The organism is Roseixanthobacter liquoris, assembly GCF_043195135.2.
In the GTDB taxonomy this organism is placed as follows: Bacteria; Pseudomonadota; Alphaproteobacteria; order Rhizobiales; family Xanthobacteraceae; genus NCEH01.
On the sequence record NZ_CM195537.1, the window covers coordinates 1,673,848 to 1,700,525 of the forward strand.

Annotated in this window: 23 protein-coding genes; 17 read left to right on the forward strand and 6 right to left on the reverse strand. The window is 66.1% G+C overall.

Annotation, left to right across the window (positions count from 1 at the left end; translation table 11 throughout):
- Positions 1–100: 100 nt before the first annotated feature.
- From pgeF to lgt, 3 genes are read right to left on the reverse strand one after another with little or no spacing between them, the layout of a single operon-like run.
- A complete protein-coding gene (gene pgeF / locus V5F84_RS07440; protein WP_394046147.1) occupies positions 101–868 on the reverse strand; it encodes a peptidoglycan editing factor PgeF in 768 nt (255 codons plus the stop codon).
- Complete coding sequence (locus V5F84_RS07445) at positions 865–2,004, reverse strand: class I SAM-dependent methyltransferase (RefSeq protein WP_394046149.1); 1,140 nt, start codon at positions 2,002–2,004, stop codon at positions 865–867. Before V5F84_RS07445 ends, pgeF begins: the two co-directional genes overlap by 4 nt.
- Positions 2,001–2,840, reverse strand: a complete 840-nt coding sequence (lgt, locus tag V5F84_RS07450; protein ID WP_394046151.1) for a prolipoprotein diacylglyceryl transferase — start codon at positions 2,838–2,840, stop codon at positions 2,001–2,003. The genes V5F84_RS07445 and lgt overlap by 4 nt, the downstream gene beginning before the upstream one ends.
- Positions 2,841–3,039: 199 nt before the next feature.
- Here lgt and V5F84_RS07455 point away from each other — a divergent pair, with 199 nt between their 5' ends.
- The 5 genes from V5F84_RS07455 (at position 3,040) to V5F84_RS07475 (ending at position 6,196) form a co-directional block, all read left to right on the forward strand.
- Positions 3,040–3,357: an accessory factor UbiK family protein gene (locus V5F84_RS07455; RefSeq protein WP_394046153.1), complete on the forward strand. Its 318-nt coding sequence runs from the start codon at positions 3,040–3,042 to the stop codon at positions 3,355–3,357.
- A 290-nt stretch (positions 3,358–3,647) separates the two neighbouring features.
- On the forward strand, positions 3,648–4,148 hold the full coding sequence (locus V5F84_RS07460) for a type III secretion system chaperone family protein (protein ID WP_394046155.1): 501 nt from the start codon (positions 3,648–3,650) through the stop codon (positions 4,146–4,148).
- Positions 4,149–4,212: 64 nt separating this feature from the next.
- Positions 4,213–5,049 (forward strand): pyrroline-5-carboxylate reductase, encoded by an 837-nt coding sequence (gene proC, locus V5F84_RS07465; protein ID WP_394046157.1) that lies wholly within the window; start codon positions 4,213–4,215, stop codon positions 5,047–5,049.
- Between the two features lie 70 nt (positions 5,050–5,119).
- Positions 5,120–5,785 carry a TetR/AcrR family transcriptional regulator gene (locus tag V5F84_RS07470; RefSeq protein ID WP_394046159.1) on the forward strand — a complete coding sequence of 222 codons (666 nt, stop codon included), beginning with the start codon at positions 5,120–5,122 and terminating at the stop codon, positions 5,783–5,785.
- A 48-nt stretch (positions 5,786–5,833) separates the two neighbouring features.
- A complete protein-coding gene (locus tag V5F84_RS07475) occupies positions 5,834–6,196 on the forward strand; it encodes a tRNA-binding protein (protein ID WP_394046161.1) in 363 nt (120 codons plus the stop codon).
- A gap of 52 nt (positions 6,197–6,248) precedes the next feature.
- Here the strand turns inward: V5F84_RS07475 and fae are convergent, their stop codons facing one another.
- A complete protein-coding gene (gene fae / locus V5F84_RS07480) occupies positions 6,249–6,758 on the reverse strand; it encodes a formaldehyde-activating enzyme (protein ID WP_394046163.1) in 510 nt (169 codons plus the stop codon).
- A 204-nt stretch (positions 6,759–6,962) separates the two neighbouring features.
- Entirely contained in the window at positions 6,963–8,243 is a 1,281-nt protein-coding gene (locus V5F84_RS07485) for a glycoside hydrolase family 2 TIM barrel-domain containing protein (RefSeq protein WP_394046165.1), read from the reverse strand.
- A 161-nt stretch (positions 8,244–8,404) separates the two neighbouring features.
- On the opposite strand from V5F84_RS07485, the gene V5F84_RS07490 reads away from it, so the two are divergent.
- The 5 genes from V5F84_RS07490 to V5F84_RS07510 all read left to right on the forward strand — a co-directional run bounded on the left by V5F84_RS07490 (position 8,405) and on the right by V5F84_RS07510 (position 13,820).
- Positions 8,405–9,772 carry an NAD(P)H-dependent oxidoreductase gene (locus V5F84_RS07490; RefSeq protein WP_394046167.1) on the forward strand — a complete coding sequence of 456 codons (1,368 nt, stop codon included), beginning with the start codon at positions 8,405–8,407 and terminating at the stop codon, positions 9,770–9,772.
- A 97-nt stretch (positions 9,773–9,869) separates the two neighbouring features.
- Entirely contained in the window at positions 9,870–10,790 is a 921-nt protein-coding gene (locus tag V5F84_RS07495; protein ID WP_394046169.1) for a metallophosphoesterase family protein, read from the forward strand.
- A 149-nt stretch (positions 10,791–10,939) separates the two neighbouring features.
- Entirely contained in the window at positions 10,940–11,509 is a 570-nt protein-coding gene (locus V5F84_RS07500; RefSeq protein ID WP_394046171.1) for a Spy/CpxP family protein refolding chaperone, read from the forward strand.
- Between the two features lie 367 nt (positions 11,510–11,876).
- Positions 11,877–13,187 carry an MFS transporter gene (locus V5F84_RS07505; RefSeq protein ID WP_394046173.1) on the forward strand — a complete coding sequence of 437 codons (1,311 nt, stop codon included), beginning with the start codon at positions 11,877–11,879 and terminating at the stop codon, positions 13,185–13,187.
- Between the two features lie 360 nt (positions 13,188–13,547).
- Positions 13,548–13,820, forward strand: a complete 273-nt coding sequence (locus tag V5F84_RS07510; RefSeq protein ID WP_394046175.1) for a hypothetical protein — start codon at positions 13,548–13,550, stop codon at positions 13,818–13,820.
- Positions 13,821–13,874: 54 nt separating this feature from the next.
- On the opposite strand, the gene V5F84_RS07515 is transcribed toward V5F84_RS07510, so the two are convergent.
- A complete protein-coding gene (locus V5F84_RS07515; protein WP_394046177.1) occupies positions 13,875–14,882 on the reverse strand; it encodes a LysR family transcriptional regulator in 1,008 nt (335 codons plus the stop codon).
- Positions 14,883–14,979: 97 nt separating this feature from the next.
- On the opposite strand from V5F84_RS07515, the gene V5F84_RS07520 reads away from it, so the two are divergent.
- The 7 genes from V5F84_RS07520 (at position 14,980) to V5F84_RS07550 (ending at position 26,563) form a co-directional block, all read left to right on the forward strand.
- A complete protein-coding gene (locus V5F84_RS07520) occupies positions 14,980–15,402 on the forward strand; it encodes a DoxX family protein (RefSeq protein WP_394046179.1) in 423 nt (140 codons plus the stop codon).
- Between the two features lie 1,518 nt (positions 15,403–16,920).
- Positions 16,921–20,529 (forward strand): beta strand repeat-containing protein, encoded by a 3,609-nt coding sequence (locus V5F84_RS07525; RefSeq protein WP_394046181.1) that lies wholly within the window; start codon positions 16,921–16,923, stop codon positions 20,527–20,529.
- An 84-nt stretch (positions 20,530–20,613) separates the two neighbouring features.
- Entirely contained in the window at positions 20,614–21,348 is a 735-nt protein-coding gene (locus V5F84_RS07530) for a SapC family protein (protein WP_394046183.1), read from the forward strand.
- A 101-nt stretch (positions 21,349–21,449) separates the two neighbouring features.
- Positions 21,450–22,193 (forward strand): SapC family protein, encoded by a 744-nt coding sequence (locus tag V5F84_RS07535; RefSeq protein WP_509277178.1) that lies wholly within the window; start codon positions 21,450–21,452, stop codon positions 22,191–22,193.
- 2 nt (positions 22,194–22,195) lie between these two features.
- Positions 22,196–23,437, forward strand: coding sequence for a glycosyltransferase (locus V5F84_RS07540; RefSeq protein WP_394046187.1), 1,242 nt, complete (start codon positions 22,196–22,198; stop codon positions 23,435–23,437).
- Positions 23,438–23,477: 40 nt separating this feature from the next.
- Positions 23,478–25,241, forward strand: coding sequence for a type I secretion system permease/ATPase (locus V5F84_RS07545; protein WP_394046189.1), 1,764 nt, complete (start codon positions 23,478–23,480; stop codon positions 25,239–25,241).
- Positions 25,241–26,563, forward strand: a complete 1,323-nt coding sequence (locus V5F84_RS07550; protein WP_394046191.1) for an HlyD family type I secretion periplasmic adaptor subunit — start codon at positions 25,241–25,243, stop codon at positions 26,561–26,563. Before V5F84_RS07545 ends, V5F84_RS07550 begins: the two co-directional genes overlap by 1 nt.
- The last annotated feature ends 115 nt before the right edge of the window (positions 26,564–26,678 follow it).

Below are 26,678 nucleotides of genomic sequence, written 5' to 3' on the forward strand. Positions count from 1 at the left end.
CCCCGTCTGTGATCCACAGGAGGGTTAGCGGCAATCCGGCATCAGGTCCAGAGAAACGGTTAAGGCATCGTTAACGGGCGTGAAAATCCTGTGCGCCGGCTCAAATCAGGGCGATCGCCGCCACCATTCGGCCGTAATCCGCCTCACGCCGATGGGTGGACCGGCGATAGCTGAAGAAGCGCTCGGGGTCGGAATAGGTGTCGAGTTCCAGGTCCTCCACCGCGCCCACGCCGGCGTCGGCGAGGCGGTGGGCGATGAAGCCGGGCAGGTCGAACAGGGCATGGCCTTCGCGCTCCGCCGCAATGAAGAAGCGGGCGAAAGACCGGTCCTCGTCGATGAAGCGGGCGATGAAATCCTCCCCCACCTCATAGCTCGGCTGGCGGATTAGCGGACCGATGGCGGCGCGGATGTTGGCCCGTGTCGCCCCCAGCTCCTCCATCCGGCGCAGGGTGGATTCCAGCACCCCGCCGAACGCGCCCTTCCAGCCGGCATGGGCCGCACCCACGACCCGTGCGATCGGATCGGCGAACAGCACCGGGCCGCAATCGGCCACCGTGATGGTGGCGCCGAGGCCGGCAACGGCGGTCACCACCGCATCGGCCTGGGGCGCATCCTCGCGGGTCCAGGGGGTGGTGAGGATGACCGCATCGGGCGAATGCACCTGCCAGCAGGCGACCAGCGCTTCCGGGGCGACGCCGATCTCGCGCGCCATGCGGGCGCGGTTTTCCAGCACGTTGGCGGGATCGTCCTTCGAGCCGAGGCCGCCGTTGAGGCTCTCGTAGAGCCCCTGGGAGACCCCGCCCCGGCGGGTGAAGAAGCCGTGGCGGATGCCCGGGAGGGCGGCGAGAGAGGGGGCTTCGACCTTCATGGGACAGTCTCCGCATGGGCTTCGGACGGGGCAAAGCCCGGCGGTGGATCGCGCGGCGCGGCGAAGGCCGGGCCGCAGATGCAGAGCACCTTGAACAGGGCGCCCATCTCCTTCTCCCCCGTGCCGGCGAGGCGGGCGAGGGCGGCGGCGATGGCGTCAGCCTGGAGGGGAGATGCGGTCGCCTGAAGGCGCTCGGCCCGTTCGCGCAGGCCGAGACGCAGCAGGAACTCGCCCTGCGGCACCGGCCCGAAGGCGCCGGCCCCGGCGGTGATTGCGTCGCGGGCGAGGGCCGCGAAATCCACATGGGCGGTGAGATCCGCTTCCCCCGGCTCGGCCAGGGGGTCGACGAAGGCGTGGGCCTTCATGGCCTGGAGCGTGTCGCCGAAGGCGCTTCGCCCATGGCCGTAATCGATCACCAGCGCCGCGCCGTCCTGGGTCGCGAGCCGGGCTGCGAGCGCGCGGGCGGCGGGGCTTTCCAGCCGCTCCAGGAGGACGCCGGGCGGATGCGGCGGCGGAATATGGCGCGCCAGCACCTCCACCAGGCGGGCGGGATGGGGGTCGACACCGAAGGTCAATTCGCCCGATGCGTCGAGCCCGACCCGCCGTTCGTGCCACCCGGCGCCACTGCGGATGAACTGGGAAATGGGAAGCGCATCGAAGAATTCGTTGGCGAGCACCAGGGCCGGGCCGTCCGGCACCTCCTCCAGCCGCGTGTGCCACGAGACCGGACGGGCCGTCGCCGTGTGTGCCAGGGTCGCCTGCTGACGCGCGCGCAGCACCGGGCTCATCTCCACGAGATGCACCCGCACGGCCGCGCCGAAGCCGGGCAGCAGGTGGGTCGCGCGCAGGGCATCGGCCATCAGCGTGCCCCGGCCGGGGCCGAGTTCCACCAGATGGACCGGATCGGGGCTGCCCATCTGCTGCCAGGCGGCGAGCGCCCACAGGCCCAGCAATTCCCCGAACATCTGGCTGATCTCGGGGGCGGTGATGAAGTCGCCGGCCGCGCCGAACGGGTCGCGCGTCATGTAATAGCCGTGGCGGGGATGGCCCAAGCACAGGTCCATGTAGCGCGCCAGCGAGATCGGCCCTTCGCTGGCGATCAGGGCCTTGATCTCCCGCGCCAGGGGGCTCGTCACCTCTGGGGCCCCGGGTCGAAACCGTGGACGGGCCGGCTCAGGGCATAGATCACGATGCCGAGGCCGGCGATTACCACCGGCAGGGAGAGGATCATCCCCATGGTGGTGCCGAAGGCGAGATAGCCCACCTGCGGGTCCGGCTCGCGGAAGAATTCGCCGGTGATGCGCCCGAGCCCGTAGCCGATGCCGAAGATGCCGGCGGCAAGGCCGGGACGGCGCAGGCCGCCGAGCCGGACCACCAGAAGCATGACCAGGAACAGGAGCAATCCTTCCATGGCGGCTTCGTAAAGCTGGCTCGGGTGGCGCGGCACATTGCCGCCGGTCGGAAAGATCACCGCCCACGAGGCGTCGGAGGGGCGGCCCCACAATTCCCCGTTGATGAAATTGGCGATGCGGCCGAAAAACAGCCCGATCGGCGCGACCACGCCCGCCACGTCCAGCAGCGAGGGCACGGGGATTCGCCGTGCGCGCGCGAACAGCACCAGCGCCAGGATGGTGCCGGCCAGCCCGCCGTGGAACGACATGCCGCCCTTCCAGACCATGACGATCTCGGCCGGGTGGGCGAGGAAATAGGGCAGGTTGTAGAACAGCACGTAGCCGATGCGACCGCCGAGGATGACGCCGAAGGTGGCCCAGAACAAAGCGTCGTCGAGATCCACCGGCTTCATGGGCGGGCGCCCGCCCCACAGGGCGTTGCGCGTCACCAGCCAGCGGGCGAGCTGCCATCCGATCAGCAATCCGGCGATATAGGCCAGGGCATACCAGCGGATGGCGAGCGGGCCGATTTCGATCAGCACCGGGTCCAGGGCCGGGAAGGGGATGGCGAGATTGATCATGAAACCCCCAGCAGGAGGTGGGCCGGACGGGCGTTCACCACGGACGGGCCGTTGCCCGCCGACCCGTGGCATGTGCCCGCAGGCGCGGCGTCCGTCAAGGTGACACAGGGTCGGTCTTGCAGTGCGGCGCGCCTATGCCCATTGTCATTCTAGGTATAAGGCATGCGCCGTGCGCGCAGTGGAACGAGAGTTTGCTCCCATGACCCAGACCACAGGCCGGATTTTCGACGAAATGGCGCGCCTGGTGAATGACGCGGCGGGCGTCGCCCAGGGAATGCGGCGCGAGGCGGAAACCGTGGCGCGCTCGCAGATGGAGCGGTTCCTGCGCGACATGGACCTCGTGAAGCGCGAGGAATTCGACGTCGTGAAGGACATGGTGGCCGCCGCCCGGCTGGAGAACGAGCGCCTGGAAAAGCGCCTCGCCGCGCTGGAGGCCAAGCTTGCCGCCCAGGCGCCCCATGCGCCGGCCGAGGGCGGTTTTTCCGGCACGCCGGGCGCCGGTCCGGGCCCGGTGTGAGCAAGCGTGTGGCCGAGGTTCCCGCAAAGCGTGAAGACGAAGCCACAATCTGTCGTAGCGGTGCCACGTTGCGCCGCGATATAGTGGGTCTATTGGCGATTCGTAGCCGGATCGTCGCGCAGGGCGCGACGGGGCGCAGCATCGTCAAGGCAAACCGGCCTCAGACGGTCGGTGCAGCCGCCGGTACGCTGCGTCGCGCAAATCCTGGCTGGCTTTGAGTGCCCTGGCTTTGAGTGTCGTTGCTGCCGTAACCGACCCTCTCCGCGTCCCTCAAACCGCGAGGTCGAGGCATGTCTCTCATCGACATCGAAGCTGAAGCTCCGGCTAACCCCGTGGATCTGGTGGAACGGCTCGCTGCCGTGCACGACTGGTCCTTCGAGCGTTCCGACGAGGACGAGATCACCCTCTCGCTCAACAGCCGCTGGACGGACTGCCATGTCTCGTTCCAGTGGATGGATGAGATCGAGGCGCTGCATCTCGCCTGTGCCTTTGACTTCAAGGTGCCGGACAACCGCCGCACCGAGGTGCTGAAGCTGCTGGCGCTTATCAACGAGCAGATGTGGCTCGGGCATTTCGACATTTGGTCGCAGGAAAGCGTCATCATGTTCCGTCACGCTTTGGTGCTGACGGGCGGCGCGACCGCGAGCGACCGCCAGTGCGAAGCCATTCTCGGCGCCGCCATCGATGCCGTGGAACGCTATTATCCGGCGTTCCAGTTCGTGGTCTGGGCCGGCAAGTCCGCCCGGGAAGCCATGGACACGGCGCTTTTCGATACGGTCGGAGAAGCTTAAGACTGGGCACCCACGATCGCGCGGGGAGCCGGGCACCGGCTCCCGCGCCCATGCAGGTGTGCCCATGTCGGTTGATCTTCTGAAGTCTTTGAACGGTCCCGTCGTCCTCGTGGGCGCCGGCAAGATGGGGGGGGCTCTGCTCGACGGCTGGTTCCGTCTGGGCCTCGATCCCGCCAAGGCGGTGGTGCTGGACCCCAATCTGCCGGGGCCGGCCGCCGCGGCGCTTCTGGCCTGCGGCGCCCATCCCAATCCCGAACTCTCGCAGATCGCCGATCCCGCCGTGCTGGTGCTGGCGGTGAAGCCGCAGGTCGCCCCGGCGGTGCTCGCCACCGTGCGCTCGCTGGTGAAGCCGGGTACGGTCGTGGTCTCCATCATGGCCGGCCGCACCCTCGGTTTCCTGCACGAGGCGCTGCCGCGCGGCACCGCGATCGTGCGCACGATTCCCAATACCCCCGCCGCCATCGGCCATGGCATCACCGTGGCCGTGCCCAATGCGGCGGCGAATGCGGCGCAGCGCGAGGTCGCGGCGGCCTTGCTCGGCGCCGTCGGCCCGGTGGAATGGATCGAGGACGAGGAACTGATGGACGCGGCCACCGCCGTTTCCGGTTCCGGCCCGGCCTATGTGTTCCTGCTGGCCGAGGCGCTCGCGAAGGCGGGCGTCGCCGCGGGCCTTCCGGCGCCGCTGGCTGATCGCCTGGCCCGCGCCACGGTCTCGGGCGCCGGCGCGCTGATCGCCCAATCGGGCATCGAGCCGTCCACCCTGCGCGAGAACGTCACTTCGCCCGCCGGCACCACCGCCGCAGCGCTCGGCGTGCTGATGGATCCTGCGACCGGCTTCGGGCCGCTGCTGGAGAAGGCGGTCGCGGCGGCGACGCGCCGTTCGAAGGAGCTGGCGAACTGATTCTCCGCCCGGCCCCTTGCCGCGCACCGGTGGAGGGGCCACTTCCGGTCTGGGCCTCAAGGAGCACGCCATGACTTGCGAGACCACACGGGACGCGTGCCTGCGGGCGTTTCTCGATCTCCTGGCGGATCGCTCCTTCGAGCGCGTCGCGCTCGCCGACGTGGCCGAGCATGCGGGCGTGCCGCTGTCGCAACTGCGGGTGGAGTGCGCTTCCACCTATGACCTTTTGGACGCATTCGCCCGGGCCACCGACCGTCACGTGCTGGCGGAAAGCGGTGCCGACCAGTCCGGGCCGATCGAGGGCGAGAGCGCGCAGGAGCGGCTGTTCGAGGTGCTCATGCGCCGGCTCGATGCGCTGGAACCCCATCGCGCCGCGGTCGCCTCCCTGCTGGCCTCGGCCCGCCGCAATCCGCTGCTGGCGGCACACCTGCTGAAGATCGGCACCCGGTCCCAGCATTGGATGCTCGCCGCCGCCGGCATCGACACCACCGGACTTGCCGGCGACGTGCGCGCCCACGGGCTGGCCCTGCTGTTCGCCCGTCTCCTCGACACCTGGCTGAAGGACGAGGATCCCGGCCTTGCACGCACCATGGCGGTGCTGGACCGGGAATTGGGCACCGGGGCGAAGATGCTGGACATGCTGGACGACCTCGCCTTCATCGCGCTGCCCTGGCGCAAGCGGCGGCGCGCGGCGATGGAGCCGCCGGCCCCCGGCGCCCCGGCCGACGCCGCTTGACCGTCCTTTGTGGCCCACGCTTAAGTTCGCGCACACCGGAGGCGGGCAATGAGCGACGACACGGCGGCCGGCACAGCGCCGATCACCTATGACGATTTTCTGAAGGTGGATATCCGCGTCGGCACCATCGTCGGTGCCGAGCCGTTTCCCGAGGCGCGCAAGCCGGCGATCAAGCTGCGCATCGATTTCGGGCCGCAGATCGGCATCAAGAAATCCTCGGCGCAGATCACCGTCTATTATGCGCCCGAGGAACTGATCGGCCGGCAGGTGGCGGCGGTGGTGAATTTTCCCCCGCGCCAGATCGGCCCCTTCATGTCGGAAGTGCTGACGCTGGGCTTTCCCGATCCCGACGGCGCGGTGGTGCTGATCGGCCCGAGCCACGTGGTGCCGGACGGCGGGCGGCTGTTCTGAAGAGGCCGGCAGCCCGGCGGACCGGGCTGCCGCGAGGGCTGGGACCCGCGCCTCAGGAGGCCGCGAACGGGTGGTGCGCGGTCTTGGCCCTGGCCACCACGTCGGCGGCCTTGGGCTCGCCGCTCACCGCGCGGGCGATGGCTTCCTTGGTGGCCTGATAGTTGAATTGCTGGATCTTCGCGTCGTCGGTGGCTTCCCAATGGATGAACACGCCGACGCAGATGAAGATGTCGTCCGCTTCCTCGGCCGGGATCGTTCCGTCCTCGACGGAATCGGTCACCGCCTTGGCCACCGCATATTGCGCCGGGCCGAACATCTGCACCGCCTGGCGCGCGTCCTTGATGGTCACCTTGTTGAACAGCACCGTATTGGGCTTGGCCAGCAGGTTCGGTTCCACCACCGCGAGCAGGGTGGTGAAGCCGTCCTTGTTGTTGGTCAGCGCATTGACGAAGGCGGTTTCGGCCGAGGAGCCGCGCGGGCCCATGATGAGGTCGATATGCGCCACTTCATTGCCGTCGCCGACGAGCGATTCGCCGACCAACAGCTTGTTGATCTTGGCCATGACAGCGTTCTCCATGCGTGAAAAGACCGAGACACCGCGCTTGGGTACGCGGTCCGTTGTGCCTCGGCTATCCTTGTTGCGGCGTTCGGCGTCGTGTCGAACCGGTTGGCCAGATAGCGCTTTGACCGGGCGAGCCTAAGCCCGCCGCGGGTCCGCGCGCAAGCCGCGCGCCTCGTGGGGGCGCCGCCCGGGGCCAGAAACGATCTATCTGACCTCGAAGGGAATATTGCCGGTCGCGGCGGCGCCGCGCCCATCGCGCAGGGTCACGAACACGCGATAATGTCCGGCGGCAAGGCCCTGGATCCGCACGCTGGTCAGCGTCGGATCGTGCAGCCCCTCGGGAAACAGCGGAGGCACCGGCTCGGCATCGCCGCCAACGCCGCGCACGGGGGTTTCGCCCATGATCTGCCATTCCACCTTCAGCGGATCCCCGTCGGGATCGGTCGCGGCCAGAGCCACCTGCACGCCGCCCGTGCCCTCGAAGCTGCTCGCGCCGCGCAGCTGAAGCGAGAGAATCCGTGGCGCGTGGTTGATGCCGATCGGCAGGGTGCCGTCCTGCCTGGCTTTCGGGTCCGCCGGCGGCTGGCCGCCCCAGGATTCGGCCATGGCCTCCACCGTCTCGGTCCATTCGCCGGAAGGCAGGAACAGGCTGTGCCAGGTCGGCGTCACCTCCTGCTTCTGGCCCCAATAGAAGGGCAGGGCCCCGGTGTGGCTCTGTTTGAGAACCGTGAGATAGCGCCGCACCTGGTCCGCCTTCGCGGTGGAGGTGGGCTCGATGGGCGCACCCCAGGCGGTCTTGCCGGCCTGCCACTGGCCGATCGCGCCGAGTTCGGTGACGATGATCGGGCCGGTCCATCCCTGCGTGCGGGCGCGGCCGACGATGGTGAGCAGGCTGTCGCCATAGGCATTGAGGCCGAGCACGTCGACGCTCGGGGCAAGGCGCTTCAGCGTCTCCACCTTGTCGGTGCCGGTGTCCGCCAGAACCGCCATGACCGGATGGGCCGGGTCCAACGTCTTGACCAGCTTCGCCGCCTGTTCGATGGCGGGCCACACCGGCTCTGCCGCGGCGGGGGTCAGCTCGGTCTCCACTTCGTTGCCGACGCCCCAGAGCAGCAGCGCCGGATGGGTGCGATAGCGCTCGACCATGCGCTGCAATTCCGCGAGCTGGCCTTCGGCGGCGGCGCGGTCGTCATAGTTGAAGCCGCGCCGGGGATGCTCCAGCCAGAAGCCGACGATGACCTTGAGCCCCGTGCGCTGGGCGCTGTCGAGAATCTCGCCCGGGTCCTGGCCGTAGGTGCGCACCACGTTTGCGCCGGTCGCCTTGAGATCCGCCAGCCGTTTCACGCCGGCCGCACCATTGGGCACGAAGGGCACGCCGTCCACCAGCAGTTCGGTGCCCCGCACCGTGACGCCGCTCGCGCTCGCCGGAGAAGCGCCCGCGAGTGCAAGCAGAAACGAAAGGGCGGACGCAAGGGTAAGACGCACGGGCGACTCCTGAGGAACGGGCGCTGTCTGGAGATAAGATCCATGACGCAGGGGAAGACAAGCGAAGCGACGTCACCTTATTGTGGCCGGAGCCGCTCTGCGCACGATGCAGACAAGACGGCAAAGGCTCGCATCGAGCCGAATAACAGGAGGACGCCTGCATGAATCTTGCCCGCAAACTCAAAGCCCGTGCGGCGGAAGGACGCCCTGTCCGGGTCGGCCTCATCGGCGCCGGCAAGTTCGGTTCGATGTTCCTGGCCCAGGTGCGCACGACGCCGGGCATGCATCTCCTCGGCGTCGCCGACCTTTCGGCAAGCCGGGCCCGCGCCGCCCTGACGCAGACCGGATGGGACGTGGACGCCGCTGTCGCCGCCGATTTCGACACCGCGCGCCGCACCGGCGGCACGGTGATCACCGAGGACGCGAACGCGCTGATTGCCGCCGACGGGCTGGAAGTGATCGTGGACGCCACCGGCAGCCCCGCCGCCGGCATCCGCCACGCACTCGCCGCCATCACCCACGGCCGCCATGTGGTCATGGTGACGGTGGAAGCGGACGTGCTCGCCGGCCCGCTGCTGGCGCGCCGCGCCGATGCGGCGGGGGTGGTCTACGCCGCCGCGTATGGCGACCAGCCGGCCCTCGTCTGCGACATGGTGGACTGGGCGCAGACCTGCGGCTTCCGGGTCGTGGCGGCGGGCAAGGGCACCCGCCACCTGCCGGCCTATCATCAATCCACGCCTGAGACGGTGTGGAAGAACCTCGCCATTTCCGAGGAGATGGCGCAGGCGGGCGGGATGAATCCGCAGATGTTCAATTCGTTCGTGGACGGCACCAAGTCGGCCATCGAGATGGCCGCCATCTCCAATATGACGGGGCTGAAAGCGCCGCGCGACGGCCTGCTGTTCCCGCCCTGCGGCGTCGACGACCTGCCGCGCGTCCTGCGCCCGCGGGCGGAGGGTGGCCTTCTGGAAGAGACCGGCATGGTGGAAGTGGTCTCCTCCCTGGAGACCGATGGGCGGCCGGTGTTCCGGGACCTGCGCTGGGGCGTCTATGTGGTTCTGGAGGCGGACCCCTCGCAGCGCGGAGATTATTCGCGGCGATGCTTCAAGGAATACGGAATGATCACGGATCCGTCCGGCCGCTATACTGCGCTTTACCGTCCGTTCCATCTCATCGGCATGGAGCTCGGCGTCTCGGTGGCGGCGGCGGCCTTGCGGCACGAGGCGACGGGAAGCGCCATCGGCTTCTTCTCGGATGTGGCGGCGACCGCCAAGCGCGACCTGAAGGCGGGCGAGATGCTCGACGGGGAGGGCGGCTATACGGTCTACGGGCGGATCATGCGGGCGCGGGATTCGCTGCGCGACGGGGTGCTGCCGATCGACCTCGCCCACCATGTCAAGCTCAAGCACGATATTCCGCACGGGCGGGCCGTGCGGTGGGCGGATGTGGAGATCGCCGACAGCGACACGGTGCGCTTCCGCCGCCAGATGGAGGCCGAGTTCGCCCTTGCGGAGCCGCTTCCGGCCTGAGTTTGCGGAACTTTCCAGGGCCGGCGCGAGTCCTGCTCGCGCCGGCGCGAGCGATGGTCTAAGCAGGGCGCCGCAAGGACCGGAAGGACCGCCCGCAATGTTCGTGCTCGCCCATCTCTCCGACCCGCACCTCGGCCCCATCCCCGAGGCGCGGCTCTCCGAAATCCTGGGCAAGCGTTTCTTCGGCCTCATGAACTGGATCGGCGCGCGGCGCCGGAACTTCGGCGCCACGACGCTCGCCGCGCTCATGGACGACCTCAAGCTCCAGGCTCCGGACCATATCGCCGTGACCGGGGATCTGGTGAATCTGAGCCTGCCGACGGAATTCGACACCGGCGCGACCTTCCTGGCCTCGCTCGGAACGCCGCAGACGGTGTCGGTGATTCCCGGCAACCATGATGCCTATGTCCGCTCCGCCCTGAGCTATCACCTTGAAAGATGGGCTCCTTTCCTGGCGGGTGACGATTCCTGCCCGGACACGCCGCTGGATGTAGGATCGTTTCCCTATGTGCGGCGGCGCGGATCGGTGGCGCTGGTGGGGGTCTCCACCGCCATTCCCACCGCGGTGTTCCTGGCCAGCGGGGAGGTCGGGGAGGCGCAGTTGCAACGGCTGCGGGCGATCTTGCTATCGCTCAAGAAGGAAGGCCTGTTCCGGGTGGTCATGATCCATCATCCCCCGGTCGGCGAGCGCCATTATCATCGCGATTTGCGCGATGCGGCGGCGTTCCGGCAGGTGGTGGCGGAGGCGGGCGCGGAACTCGTGCTCCATGGCCATGATCATCGCGCCTCGCTCGGCACGATCGAGAGCGTGGACGGCCCTGTGCCGGTCGTGGGGGTTCCCTCCGCGTCCGCCGGGCCGGAGGACGGGCGGGGGCCCGGCCGCTATAATCTCTATCGTATTTCGGGCGAACCCGGCGCCTGGCAGTGCCAGATGGAAAGCCGGGGTTATGCGGCCGGCGAGGCCGACGTCGCGCGGCGCGATCTGCGCCAGCTCGTGGGCGCCGCGCCGGCGCATTGACGGCCCGTCCGCGGGCCGCCTTTCCAAAGTGTAATGTTGATGAACATGTATTCAGTAACGTCTTAAGCATGGCTTTATTTAAGTTACCGAAGTTTAAGTTGCGAAATAACGCTGGGAATTTAAGAGTCGGCTCATCCCAGGAGGATGACATGAAGACCTCGATTATCGCCGCAGCCACTGCCGCCGTTCTCGCCAGCTCGCTTGCCGGTTTCGCGACCGGCGCTTCCGCGCAGAATGCCGCGCCGGCCGCGCCCGCGACCCAGGCGGCGCCCGCCGCTCCGGCGGGGAAGGCTCAGGCGCCCGGCTCCGAAGACCATGGCGGCTGGCGCCCGAGCCCGGCTGACCGCGCCGCGCTGACCGACGCCCGCATCGCCGCCATCAAGACGGGCCTGAAGCTGACCCCCGAGCAGGAGAAGCTGTGGCCGGCGGTGGAGACCGCCCTGCGGGACGTCGCGAAAGACCGCGCCGCCCGGTTCGCCGCCTTCCAGGCCGAGCGCAAGCAGGGCGCCAAGCCCGATGCGATCGAGCGTCTGCGGGAAGCGGCGAAGGGCCTCAATGCCCGCGCGGCCGATCTGCTGAAGATCGCCGATGCCGCCGACCCGCTCTACAAGACCCTCGACGACGGCCAGAAGCGCCGCCTCCAGATCCTGGTGCGCCAGGAAATGCCGCGGGGGCCGGGCCACAAGATGCATGAGGGCCGGCCGCACCAGCGGGGTTGACCTCGCGGCCGGTGCGGCGGCCGCCAGAACCCGCGCCACCCGGTGCGAGCGAACAGAAAGCGCCAGCCCCCACGGCTGGCGTTTTTGTTTTTCGCCCCCCGTCAGCCGGGCGGGCGGGCACCGGCGGTTTGCGGAGAGGTCTCGACGGTCCGGGCTGCAATTTCGGTCCCATCCAGCATTCATGAACGCCACGCATGGGCGAGGTGAAGAAGTTTGATTTTTCACAGGTTCCGCTTGGTCATAGTCTGCGCTAATCGGGAGATCGGCTTTCGCTGTCGTCGCGTGTGGCGTCGTCGCGCCGCAAGTCGCTCCGTTCTTGAAATCGCCGGGTCGGGGAGTATCCGCTCCCGCCCGCAGGTGACCGGCCATGCGCACGTCCACGCACTCTGACTCTCCGGCGCCTTCCCTCGCCGCCGCGCAAACCTCCGCCGGCCAAACGCCCGGCGCCCCGCGCAAGGGCGGCACGGCCGTGCCGGTGCTCCTGGTGCTGTGCGCGGGCTGCCTGATCGCCCTGATCTCGTTCGGCCCCCGCGCCACCTCCGGCTTCTTCCTGCTGCCCATGTCGAATCAGTTCGGCTGGGGCCGCGACGTGTTCGGCTTCGCGCTGGCCTTGCAGAACCTGTTGTGGGGCCTCGGCTCGCCGTTCGCCGGGGCGATCGCCGACCGCTTCGGCATCGTGCGGGTGATGTGCGCCGGCGCGCTCGTCTATGCGGCGGGCCTCGCCCTGATGTCGGTCGCGATCACGCCCGGCCTGCTCAATCTCAGCGCCGGGGTGCTGGTGGGCTTCGGCCTCTCGGCCTGCTCGTTCAATCTTGTTCTTGCGGCCTTCGGGAAGCTTCTGCCGGAGCGCTGGCGCTCGATCGGCTTCGGTGCCGGCACGGCGGCGGGTTCGTTCGGGCAATTCCTGTTTCCGCCCCTCGCCACCGGCCTGATTTCCCAGGTGGGGTGGCAGGAAACCCTGCTGATCTTCGCGGCGGTGCTTCTGCTCGTGGTGCCGCTCGCGTTCGCGCTCTCGACGCGCGGCACTGAGACGGCCGGGGGCGGCCCGGTGCCTGCCCCGCGCCAGTCGATTCGCGGCGCGCTCGGCGAGGCCTTCGGCCATCCGAGCTATGTGCTGCTGGTGCTGGGCTTCTTCACCTGCGGGTTCCAGCTTGCCTTCGTCACCGTCCATATGCCGGCCTATCTGGCGGATCACGGCATCACCGCCGGCGTCGGGGCTTCCACCCTGGCGCTCATCGGCCTGTTCAACGTCGTCGGCTCGCTGAGCGCGGGCGTGCTCTCGAACCGCTTCTCCCGCAAATATCTGCTCGCGGCGATCTATGCGGCGCGCGGCGTCGCCATTGCCGCGTTCATTCTCTTTCCCATCACGCCGCTCACCTGCCTGCTGTTCGGCGCGGCCATCGGCCTCCTCTGGCTCTCCACCGTTCCGCCCACGTCCGGGCTGGTGATGCTGATGTTTGGAACGCGCTATATGGCCATGCTCTATGGGTTCGCCTTCTTCAGCCATCAGGTGGGCGGCTTCCTGGGCGTGTATCTGGGCGGCGTGCTCTATGAGGCGTTCGGCTCCTATGACGTGGTGTGGTGGCTCTCGGTCGCGCTGTCCTTCGCGTCGGCGGTGATCAACCTGCCGATCCGCGAGCGACCCGTGGAGCGGGTGGTGGCGAGCGGCGCGCAATAGCCGCGCCAATCCAGTCGTTTTCCGGCGGTTTCAGGCACTTGCGCGGGAGAACCCGGTCGCGGCGCGCCCATTGCGGCGGCGCCGGGATGCGAAAGCCGGCTTTGTATCCTTGCCCCGGCCGGCCACTCGGGTGCATGGTCTTTGTTAACCAAAATCGCTTATCGAAGAGACATGCGAAGCATTTTCCTTGCGGCCGCCGGATGGACCTTGATCGGGATAGGGTCTGCTGGCGCTCAGAGCCTCAATCCCGATCAGGCGCGCGCCTTCGTCGTGGGGCGGACATTCGCGTTCAATTGCTTTGAAGGCACGACCGGTGCCGGCCGTATCTTCCCTGACGGTTCCGTTGCGGGAACCATTACCTTGCGTTCGCAGGGGCCGGCGCGCTATGTCCGTTTGCCGCCCAATACGGTGCGCGTGCGCGGCGAGAATGTGTGCGGCTTTATTGAGGGCATGACCTTCGAGCCGTGCTTCGAGGTCAATAAGACCGGCGCCGCCACCTTCCGCGGGTCGCTCGCCGGGGTCGACACCATGTGGTGCGAATTCACCCGCCTCGGCGCCGACACGCCGCAGGTCGCCTCCCGCCGCCGGCCCAAGGCGCGGGATAATGCGGTGGCGCAGACCTCCGCCGAATAGCTGCGGGCCTGAGCCCGGCCGGGCGCCGGGCCAGCCGATGCGGGCAGCGCCGCATCAATCCACATCTCTCGGGGTGAGCCCGTCTTCCGCATCCTGCGCCAGGTCCCAGGCGCCCGCGCTCCCTGCCGGCGATGATCGCTCCTCGGTCAGCTCGCTTTCCGGCGGCCGCGCCTCTTCCTTCCCCTCGATGGCGGAGCGGTGGCGCATCAGCTCGCGCCCCACATGATCCATGAAGGCGCGCACCCGCGCGGTGGCGCGCAGATCCGGATGGGTCACCAGCCACAGGCTCGCCACCATATCGGCATCCGGCGCAACGAGGCGCACGAGGCCCGGCGTCGCCGCACCGATGAAGCAGGGAAGCACCGCAAGCCCGATGCCTGCCGCCGCGGCTTCCGCAAGCCCGAGCACGGTGTTCACCCGATAGACGATGCGATCATCCCCCGCGCGCTCGCGCAGCCATTTCATGGCGCCGACCTGGGCGAAAGTCTCGCTGAGCCCGACCCAGTGATGGGCTCGCAGGTTGCCGGCATCGAACGGGGCATGGGCCAGGAGGTCCGGGCGCCCATAGACCCCCCAGCCGATACTGGCGATGCGCCGCCCCACCAGCGTGTCGCCCGGCCGGTCGCTGGCGCGGATGGCGATGTCCGCATCGCGCTTGGTGAGGCTGAGGGATTGGTTCGACACCAGCACCTCCAGCCGGATCTCGGGATAAGCGACGTGGAAGGAGGCGAAGATCGGCGTGAGCAGGTGCACCAGCAGCGTATCGTTGGTGGTCACGCGCAGCTCGCCCGAGGGCCGCAGGTCCTGGCCTGTGATCCGCCGTTCCACGGAGAGGATGTCCTCGGCCATGCGATCGGCGAGACGCACCATCTCTTCGCCGGTGGGGGTGGGGGCATAGCCGCTGCGCGCGCGCTCGAACAGGCGCGTGCCGAGCGTCGCCTCAAGCGTGCCGAGCCGGCGAAACACTGTGGAATGGTTCACGCCGAGCATTTCGGCGGCCCCGGCGAGCGAGCGGGTTTCGGCCACCGCCTTTACGAGGCGAAAATCATCCCACGCGATCATGTGTGCATCCGTGCAAGCGAAACTCGGCAATCCTGAGTATGGCTGTGCGCCAAAGGAAAAGCTACCTAGGGACCAGTTCAAATCTCTGGAGGTTCCAATGATCGATCTTCGCACGGCCCCTTATGGCCTTTTCCTCCTGCGTGTCGCCCTCGGCGGCATGTGGGTGTCCCATGCCCTCATCAAGTATTTTGTCTTCACCGTCCCGGGCTTTGCCGGTTACCTGGCGAATGTCGGCATGCCGAGCTTTCTCGCCCTGCCGGTGATCGGGGTCGAACTGATCGGCGGCCTGCTGATCATCGCCGGTGTGTACGCCCGTGCGGTGGCGCTGCTTCTCATCCCGGTGATGCTGGGCGCGCTTTCGGTGCATGTGGGCAACGGCTTCCTGTTCTCCAGCACCGGGGGCGGCTGGGAATATCCCGCATTCCTGGTGATCGTTTCGGTTGTGGTGGCCCTGGCGGGCGAGGGCGCTTTCGCACTGCGGTCGGCGCCGCTGGGCAAGCGTTTAAGTTTTGCCAGCTAAGGTCTAAAGGGTACCGGGCTAACGGAATCGATTCCCGACCCGATCCTCTTTTTGCTCCAAAATGGCGGCTTTCTCCCGCGCCGGAGGCAGCCGCCATTTTCATTGTGGCCGGCAGATCGGGAATATCGGTGATATCGTACCCACGTTTCCCGCCATTTTGAATGGCTTATGAGCCAATCTGGCCCTTGCCAAAAAAAGCGCCAAAAAAAATCACGTGCACAATTAGTGCTCTGCGGCATGAAACCTGCCGCCACATTTTACCCCTTCCTTCCGAATGACAAGGTGAAGTGCCTCCTGAATATGCCTCAATACCAGAATAAAATTCCGATTTTATTATTAGAATTCAGGAGAAAATAAGTCAAATTTCGTCAGACTGACGGATAACTAAAATCCGACTTAATATATTTGGAAATCTATCTCCAATTATATAACATATTTCAGATTTTTAACTTTATTTAACGTAACGATCGCGCAAGAATTGAGGCAGTCTTGTTGAGCTTGTGCGTTGCCGCGAAGCATTGGGTGATTGACGCCAATGCGACAGGTAGGCATAATTGTGACTGCTAAATTCCAGGGCTGAATGGGGGCTTCTGTGGCGGGTAAGGGCGACATCAGGCTGTCGAGCGTGATTGTGGAGCCGGGTCTCTACATTCTTCGCTATGCCTCGGGCGCCACCGCGCGGCCGTCTCCGCTCGTGGAAGTTGCGTGCGAGCCTAGCGCTCAGCAGTCCGTTTCCATCATATCCGATCCGCGATCTGCGGGTGGGCTGCTCGCGGCGCCGGGTGCGGCGCTGGTGGTTCGCGCCACGGCGCCGGCAAGCCTGCGCATAGCGGTGCGGGCGGCGGAGCGGGGTGGCTCGCTGGAGGCGCGGATTACGCTTGAGGCGGTGTCCCGGCCTGCAGGCGTATCGGCGCCGGTGCCGGATCTGGATGCACGGGCGCCGGCCGGTGTCATTCCCGCGCAAGCGGGTTCGACGCCTTCGGCGGCGGTTCAGGTGCTGGGTCATCTGTCGCGGCGCGGCGATGTCCGGGTCGGCTCGGGTGAATGGTTGGGTGGGCCGGCGTCTCCGCTTCCCATAGAAGGGATCGCGGTCGCGGGCGTGTCGCCGTCTCTTGGCCTTGAATATCAGGTGCGGAGTGGCGCCCGTAAGGTACAATGGTCGCCCTGGGTTCCGGCTGGCAGCTTTGCGGGGTCTCGCGGCCGGGCGACACCGCTTCTTGGTATTCGGTTCCGTCTCGGCTCCGCCGCGGCGGAGCTGCGGGCTGAGGCCCTGTTTCTCGGCTCACCGATCGTATCGCGTAGCGGGTCAGAGGTGGAACTGGTTGGGCTGTCGGATCGTGATCCGTTGGTCGGACTGTCTCTCTCCTTATCGGAAGCTGAATTGAGATACGCGGGTGAAGCTTCACCCGTGACGCGAGATGCAACGGCCAAGGTTCGTGTGTTCAGGGCTGGTGCTCTTTAAAACTTTAATTCTTGATTTCGTCACGCTGATGGCGAGCGGCGTGGTGGGGGTGTTTCATGGCAATCTATAATCTGACCGAAGCTCAGTTGGTAGACGGCGCGCCGGCGCAGGGGTGGGAGCCTCTGACCGACAGCGGAATTATTACCTCCGAGCAGCAGGAGCAGATCGTTGCCGCCCTGACTCAGGCGGGCGTCTATAGCGACACCGACCCTGCGGCCACGGCGAAGATCGAGGCCTTTACCTCTGGCGAGACCGGTATCATCCCGACCGATCCGTCGGTCAATGCCGTGATCTATGACACTTCCGACAATGTGGAAGTGAATATTCCTGCCTCCAATTCGCTGACCGATCTGGTTTATGTCACCGGTAGCGGTGACGATCTGCTGACCACCAGCGCCAATTCTACGGTGTTGATCGCCGGCTCCGGCGACGACTTCCTTGATGCGCTCTCCACGGGCAATGTCCTGTACGGTGATGACGGCGAGGATGGTCTGTTCTCCGAAGTCAGCGGCAACACGCTCTACGGCGGCGGGAACGACGATACCATCGTCACGACGGTCGGATCGAACCTGGTTTACGGCGATGCGGGCAACGACACCATCACGGGTGGCATCGCGGGTGACGCCGGCGTTGGCACCGACACGCTCTACGGCGGCGACGGTGTTGACGACATCACGGCTGTGGGAACCCACAGCGTGCTCTACGGCGACGCGGGCAATGACATCCTGCGCGGCTTCAGCGGTCAGGATACGCTCTATGGTGGCGCCGACAACGACACGCTGACCGTCGCTTCCGGCAGCAACCTTCTGTATGGCGACGCGGGCAATGACACGCTCAATGGCGGCTCCGGCGGGGGCGTCGACACGCTGTACGGCGGTGACGGCGATGATGCGCTGACCGCGATCGGCAGCCATGGCCTGCTTTACGGCGATGCCGGCGGGGATTCGCTGCGCGGCTTCAGCGGTCAGGACACGCTGTACGGCGGTGCCGACAATGATGCGCTGACTGTCGCCGCCGGCAGCAACCTTCTCTACGGCGATGCGGGCAGTGATACGCTGAATGGCGGCTCCGGGTCGGGCGTTGACACGCTTTATGGCGGCGACGGCGGTGATGCGCTGACCGCCAACGCCAGCCATGCCCTGCTTTACGGCGATGCCGGCGCGGATTCGCTGCGCGGCTTTAGCGGTCAGGACACGCTGTACGGTGGCGACGACGGTGACACTCTCTACGTGCTGTCGGGTTCCAACGCCCTTTACGGCGATGCCGGAAACGACAGCCTGATCGGCGGCTCCGGCGCAGCTCCCGGCGTCGGCAGCAACCAATATTATGGTGGCGACGGGAATGACCAGATCATTTCCATCAATTCCTATTCCTCGCTCTACGGTGGAAGCGGTGTCGACGCACTGACCGGCTTCAGCGGCCGGGATACGCTCTATGGCGGCGACGACGGCGACAGCCTGACCGTCGCGAACGGCAGCAATATTCTCTACGGCGACGCCGGCAACGACACCATGTCGGGCGGCACTTCGGGCGGCACGGACACGCTTTATGGCGGCGCTGACAATGACGCGATCTACGCGATCGGTTCGCACGGGCTGCTGTATGGTGACTCCGGGTCGGATACGCTGATCGGCTATAGCGGACAAGACACCCTTTATGGCGGTGACGACGGCGATAATCTGATCGTCGGAACGGGCGACAATATCGTCTACGGCGGGGCAGGGGTCGATACGATCCTCGGCGGCGCCAGCGGTGTGCCCGGCGTCGGCATCAACCAGCTCTATGGTGATGACGGAGCCGACACCATCACCGCGACGGCGGTCCATTCGTCCCTCTACGGCGGCACGGGCGGCGACACGCTGGTGGGCTTCAGCGGCCAGGACACGCTCTACGGTGGTGACGACAACGACAGCCTCGCGGTCGCAAGCGGCAACAACCTTCTTTATGGCGACGGTGGTGCCGACACCCTGAATGGCGGCAATGGCGGCGGTACCGACACGCTCTATGGCGGCGCCGGCATCGACAGCCTCTATGCGACCGGCTCGCACGCCGTCCTGTACGGTGATGCCGACGCGGACAGCCTGAACGGCTTCAGCGGTCAGGATACGCTTTATGGCGGTACCGAAAACGACACCCTGAACGTCTTCGCCGGCAGCAATCAGCTGTATGGCGGGTATGGCGACGACACGCTGCTCGGCGGTACGGGTGCGGCGCTGGGTGTCGGGAGCAACCTGTTCCACGGCGATGCCGGCAACGACACGATTACGTCGGTCAATTCCTACTCGCTGCTCTACGGCGATGACGGTTCCGATACCCTCACCGGCTTCAGCGGCCAGGATACGCTTTACGGCGGCGCCGACAACGATGCGCTTCTGGTCGCCAACGGCAATAACATGCTCTATGGCGATGACGGGGCGGACACGCTGAACGGCGGCAGTGGCGGCGGGACGGATACGCTGTATGGCGGCGCCGGCATCGACAGCCTCTATGCAACCGGTTCGCACGCGATCCTGTACGGCGATGCCGACGCGGACAGCCTGAACGGCTTCAGCGGTCAGGATACGCTCTATGGCGGTACCGAAAACGACACCCTGAACGTCTTCGCCGGCAGCAATCAGCTGTATGGCGGCTATGGCGACGATACGCTGCTCGGCGGTACGGGTGCCGCGCTCGGCGTCGGGACCAACCTGTTCCACGGCGATGCCGGCAACGACACGATCACCTCGGTCAATTCCTACTCGCTGCTCTATGGCGATGACGGCGCGGACACCCTGAGGGGCTTCAGCGGTCAGGACACGCTCTACGGTGGTGCGGACAACGACACCCTGGTGGTCGCGAACGGCAGCAACCTGCTCTCTGGCGATGCCGGCAATGATCTGATCTTCGGCGGCAACGGTGTCGGGACCAATACGCTCTTCGGCGGCCTTGGTGATGACCAAGTCTACACGGGCGGATCCCACGGCCTGCTCTATGGCGATCAGGGCAACGACGGCCTGCATGGCTTTAGCGGCGCCGATACGCTGTATGGCGGCGATGACAACGATACCCTGTCGGTCGTTACCGGCGGCAACCTGCTCTATGGCGACGGCGGCGCCGATACGCTGACCGGCGGCTCGGGTGGCACCACGGATCATCTGTTCGGCGGCTCCGGCGCGGACTATCTGACGGCGCTCGGAACCCATGCGGAACTGTATGGCGAGGATGGCAACGACAACCTGACTGGCTTCTCCGGCCAAGACACCCTGTTCGGTGGCGCCGGCAATGATCAGCTGGTGGTCGTGAGCGGCAATAACCTGATGTACGGAAACGAGGATAATGACTTCCTCACGGCCGGCTCGGGCAATGACACCCTGTTCGGCGGCTCCGGCAACGACCAGCTCAATGTGCTTGTGAACGGCACGTCGGGCCTCTACGGCGGCGACGGCAACGACGTGGTCTTCCTGGCCTCCCACGTGGGCAACCATACCCTTGATGGTGGCGATGGAAGCGATACGCTGTATCTCTTCGGGCGTGACTATAACCCCGCGGATGTCAGCACCAATCCGTCCACGGGACAGACCACGATCACCTTCTCGGATACGGGGCAGATCATCACCGTGGACAATGTCCAGGATGTGTATTTCGTGGGCTCGACCACCCAGCACATCACTCTCCCCGGCAACTGAGGCGCCGAGGCGCCTTCGTGCTCTTGACACTCTCAAGACGCCCCGGCATTGCCGGGGCGTTTTTGTTTCCGGAAAGACCGCGTTATGTTCGAGGGCCTCTATTCGCGCCTGTTGCCGCTGCAAGGCGATGTGGGAAGTCGCCGGATCTTCTCGCCGTGGGCTTACCAGCCGGTCCGCGAACAGCAGGCGGTCCCGATCGTCCATATGGAAGCGCTGGATCTGGCCGCCTGGTATCCCCTCGTGTGGCTGCGGGACGAGGGTGGCGCCGAGATGCTCGCGCTTCGCTCGTTTCTGCCCCACGGTGAGGGACATGCGCCGAATGCGCTGCGCATCGTCCGGGCGTTGCCGCTTCTGCTCCAGGCGTTTCCATTCGCCAGCCCACCCGACCAGCCGACCGGCAGCATGTTCGTGGACGACGCGGTCGCGGATGAGCCGGACAATAACGGCGCCACGATCCTGGCGCTGAACGGAACGCCCAGCAAAGCCGCAGCACAGCGCATGTATGCCGCCGCCTATTTCCGGTCCGCCTATGACATCACGCGGGAGATGAGCGCGCATCTGGATGCCGCCGGCCTGCTCGAGCCCTGGGTGATGGGCCTTCCCGAGGATCCCCCGCTCGGCCCGTTCCCCGCATATCTGATCCTGCGGCCAAGCGCCTTTGCCAGCGATGCGTTCCGGCCGTTTGTCCAGACGTTCGGCCTGGCCGGCATGCGCCTGCTGAATGCGCACGCCCTCTCCCTGTACCGCGCCAGCGTGCTGTACCAGAACGCCCGGCGTGCCCTCGCGCCGCGGCAGCTTGCGGGCCTTGCTTCGGCGTGAGAAGAGAAAACGTGGATCAAGATATCTTTGGCTTTAGGCCCATTCGGCAAAGCGAAACGAGCCACTGGTCTCGCCCGCGCAGCTTTGGCTTCACTGAAGCGATGGAGCGCGTCCCGCTTGCCGAATCCGAATTGCTCCAGGCAAGCCATCACCTCCCGGTCCTGGTGGAAACGGGACGCCAGAAAGTCCAGGTCGTCGCCGGCCTGTGCTCGCGCCTGTTGCGGCATCCGCTTCTGGATGGCGAGGGGCGCTGGTCGCGGCCCTATATGCCGCTGCGCCTGCGATGCCTGCCGTTCTCCATCGCGCTTGCGCCGGGCGAGGGCGAGCCCAAGGTGACGGTCCTGGTCTCCGATGCGCTCTTGTCGACCCAGATGCAGCCGGAGGGCACGCCGATCCTTGGAGAGGACGGCACCGCCACGCCGCCGGTCGTGGATTTCATGCGGCTGCTGCTGCGCGCCGAATCCGGCAGCGTTGCTCTGGCCGCTGCGGCGGAGCAATTGATCCTGGCCGATCTGCTGCTGCCCGTCGGTCCCTCGCCCGAGGGCGGCACGTTCTGGACGGTCGCGACGGAGCGCCTGGCGGCGGTGACGGCGGCGCGGGCGGCGCTGCTCGCGAAGCCCAACATGCTGGCCTCGCAATTGCTGTTCTGCCTTTTGTTCTCGCGCAGAATGCTGCATGCGAATCTCGGCATCGATGTGCATCGCATCGAGACGCAGGACGCCGGAACGCCCCAGGCCGTGCCCGCCGCCGATCCGACCAATCTCAGTGGCCTCAATTTCGCGATGGACGAGAGCGATCTCGTGCCCCTGGACGCCCTGGCCGCAACTGGGGCGGAGTCGAACTGAGCATGCCCACAGCCCTGTTTGTGCATAATAGCTTCCCGGCGCAATATCGGCATCTGGCCGCCGCGCTGGCGGCGCGACCGGGCTGGCGCGTGTTTGCCTTCGGCTCGAACACGGCTTTGCCCATGCCGGGCGTCACGCTGCTGAAGTATAATTTCGAACCCGAATTGCAGGGGGCGGAAGGGGTCCATCCGTTCGCGCGGCGCTTCAACAGCGAATGCTACCGCGCGGAGCAGTTGGTCTATCTTTCCAATGCGGTTCGCAGCACCGGCGCGGAACCGGACATCATCTACGCCCATCCCGGGTGGGGCGAGACATTGCCGTTGCGGACCATCTTCCCGAAGGCGAAGATCGTCATGTTCTGCGAATTCTTCTATCGCGCGCGCGGTGCCGACGTGGGCTTCGACACCGAATTCCCGCAGTTCGGCATGGACGGCCTGGTCCGCATCGAGATGAACAATGCCACGATGGCCTTGTCCCTGCTCCAGGCGGATTGCGGCGTGGCGCCCACCGAATGGCAGCGCAGCGTGTATCCCGCGGAGATGCACGGCAAAATCAAAGTCATTCATGATGGAATCGACGTGGATGATGCGGTTCCCGACCCGACCGCCCAGCTCACCCTCTCCGGCGGAGGCACGCTGCGCGCGGGCGAGAAGATCATCACCTATGTGGCGCGCAATCTCGAACCCTACCGCGGGTTTCACATTTTCATGCGGTCCTTGCCCGAGGTGCTCGCGGCGCACCGCGATGCCCGGGTGCTGATCGTCGGCGGCAACGACGTCTCCTATGGCCGGCGGTCGGTGGATGGGCGCAGCTGGCGCGAGGTCTTCACGAGCGAAGTCGCCGGGCGGCTGGACATGTCCCGCGTCTTCTTCCTTGGCCACGTGCCGCGCAAGGCCTTCCTGAAAGTGCTTCAGGTCTCGGCGGTGCATGCTTATCTCACCTATCCGTTCGTGCTGTCCTGGTCGCTGCTCGAGGCGATGTCGGCCGGCTGCCTCGTGGTGGGCTCGGACACCGCGCCGGTCCGGGAGGTGATCTGGGACGGTCGCACGGGGCTGCTGACCCCTTTCTTCTCGCCCCAATATCTGGCGCAGAGAATGATCCAGGTGCTCGACAATCCGCGGGCGTTCGATGGCATCCGGCGCGAGGCCCGCGCCAGCGTGGTACGCCGCTACGCGGTAGCCGATTGCGTCCAGCGTCAATTGGCCCTCACCGATGATCTGCTGACCTCACGCCAGGGTATATGAACTGCCATGCGCAGATGCCCCCTGACCGCAGCGCAGCAATGTGCTATGTTGCCTGCGTCGAAATCTGGGATTGCGTATGACCCGAGCGAATTCCCCAACGTTTATTGCGATCCGCGATCTCGTTCCGGCATATGTCGGCCTGTTTTTATTGAGCGCTTTTATTCCGATCTTTTTCCTCGTCGGACCTTTGTTCGGTTATCTGGTGAGTTCGCGGGTTCTGCCAAGCCGCAGCCTGAATTCCTTGGTTGTTCTTGCGATTATTGCGTTGTTCTTGATCGCAATGGGCGCCATCATCGATCATGTCCGAGAGAAGGCGCTGGGCCGTATCGGCATTGCGCTGGATGCGCGCCTCAGCAAGGCGTTCTTCGGAACGCTGCATCGCGAGGATACCGCCAACCGGCTGACGCCCACCACTTTGGCCGACCTGGATTTCGTACGGGAATTCCTCACGGGGCGCGTCGTGACGGGGGTCTTCGATGCCCTGTGGTCGCCCGTGCTCATCGCCTGCATGTTCATGATTCACTGGCAGTTCGGTGTCGCGGCCATCGGCGCCGTTGCGGTTCTGAGCGGCTTGTCGCTGTTCAACCAATGGGTGGTGCGCGAGGATAGCTCGCGGTACCTGCATGTGGCGAGCGCGACCAGCGAGTTCGGCGCCGCCCTGTCGCGCAATTCCGAATCGGCGCGGGCGCTGGGCATGATGCCGCCCCTGCGCGATCGCTGGCACCTGATGCATTCCGCGATGCTGGGCTGGCGCGAGGAGGCGGGTCGGCGCGCCGGGATCGTGCGATCGGCGTCGCGCTTCGTTCAAAACAGCCTGTATGTCGGGGTCTTCGTCGTCGGCGCCTTGCTTGTCATGGCGGAGGAAATCGATCAGGCCGCCATGTTCGTCACGCTCATGCTGATGATGCGTGGCGTTTATCCGATCGAAGCCCTGATCTCCCATTGGGAGACCATCAGCCGATTCGGCCCGGTACGACATCGGCTGGACGCCGCCTTGCTGGGCGCGGATCGGGCGCAGCGCATTTCCCTGCCGCGCCCGGATGGCCCGTTCGTCGTATCCCGCGTCTGGGGCGCGGCGCCGGGCAGCGACAAGGTGATTATCAGCGACGTGTCGTTCACGGTCTATCCCGGCCGGGTGCTGGCGATTGTCGGCCCCTCGGGCGCAGGCAAGTCCTGCCTGGCGCGACTGCTGGTAAATATCTGGGCCCCGCGTCGCGGATCCATTTCCCTCGGCGATCACGATTTCACCCATTGGAACCCGGACGAGCTTGGGCGGCTCGTGGGGTATGTTCCCCAGGACATCGATTTCATGCCCGGCACGGTGGCGCAGAACATCGCGCGCTTCGATCCGGTCCAGAGCGAGGACACACAGATGCTGGTGGAGGCCGTCGAGATCGCCGGCGTCCAGGACGTGATCCGCAGTCTGCCGGATGGCTTCAATACCCAGATCGGCCCCGGCGGCTACGTGCTGTCCGGCGGCCAGCGTCAGCGCATCGCCATGGCCCGCGCGGTGTTCGGCAATCCCTATCTCATCGTTATGGACGAGCCGAATGCGAATCTGGATTCGGTGGGCGAACAAGCGCTCGGAAGCGCCATCCAGCGCCTGCGTTCCGCCGAAAAGGTGGTGATATTGGTGACCCACCGCATGAGCTTGCTCGCGTTCTGCGATGACCTTCTGGTGCTCAACGCAGGCTCGGTCCAGGCCCATGGCGACCGGGACAATATCGTCAACCGCCTGCCCCGCCTGAAGGCCACGCCCGCCTTGACGGTGATCGGCGGCGATCGCGACAATCGGGAAGCCTGATGCTCGACAATTCCTATCTTCTGAAGGCGCCGGTGGCGCCGAGCGACTGGAAGGCGGCGCTTTCCTGGGGGTATCTGGTCGTCGCGCTCTCCCTGGCGGGCACCCTTGGATGGGCCACCTTTGCGCGCATCGACAGCGCGGTGATTGCCAGCGGTGTGGTCTCCGTGGAATCCAACCGAAAGACCATCCAGCATCTCGAGGGTGGCATCGTCGGCGAGATCCTGGTGCGGGACGGAAGCGTGGTGAACGCGGGCGACGTATTGCTGCGCCTCGATCCCACCCGTTCCGAGGCGACCACCCAGCTCTATCGCAAGCAATTGGCTCAGGCGCTGGTCCTGGAAGCGCGCCTGGAAGCACAGCGCAACATGGCGGAAAGCATCACCTTTCCGCCGGAAGTCGTCGCCATGATGAATGATCCGATCGTCGCGGATGCGGTGAACGACAACAAGAAGCAATTCGAGGCTCGCCGAGATTCCCTGCTCGGAACGCTTAATGTCAACGCTTCGCAGGCCCTGCAGGCGCAGCGGGATATCGAACAGGCCCAGATCCAGCGCGCCAACAACCAGGAGCAGCTGATTACGGTGAACCAGGAATTGGCGGCCCTGCGCGAGTTGAAGAGCAAGGGTCTGGTGTCGGTTCCCCGGATCGCGGCCACGGAGCGCCAGCAGCTCACCATGCAAGGGCAGATCGACGCCGCCACCGTTGCCGAAGCCAAAGGGCAGGAGCGGCTGCGCGAACTCAGTGCCCAGGCCGAGCAATTGCGCAAGGAATATCGGCAGGAGGCGGCCAATCTCGTCTCTGACGTGCGCAAGACCATCAGCGACGCGCGCCAGCAGATCGTTGTGGCCCAAGACAACCTGTCTCGCGTCGACATCAAGGCGCCGGTTTCGGGTGTGGTGCAGCAGATGAAGGCATTCACCATCGGCGGCGTGATCCGGGCGGGCGACCCGATCATGGATATCGTGCCTGCCTCCGACACGCTCGTCATCCGCACCAAGGTGCCGCCCGTTGACATCGACCGCGTGCTCATCGGCGAGGATGTTCAGATCCAGCTGCCGCAGTTCCAGTCTTACGGCAGCATGTCGATGAAGGGTAAGATCCGCACCGTGAGCGCCGATGCGCAACAGGATTCGCCCACAACGGCGTCTTATTATGCCGTAGAAGTGGATGTGGACCGCAAGTCGATCGCGCCCGAAATTAACGACAAGCTGATGCCGGGCATGAATGCCACGGCCATCATGCCGACCGGACGGCGCACGGTGATGCAGTATCTGTTGAGCCCGCTGATCGATCGTCTTTCCACCGCCCTGCGCGAGCGCTGAGCCCGACGCGCCTCGGCCGCACTCGGAGCTGGGACACATGGAAGGCGCGGGCCACGGTTCGCGTCTTCGCGCTGGCTCGGTTCGCTGGGCCGGCCTCCCGGCCGCGCTTCTGTGG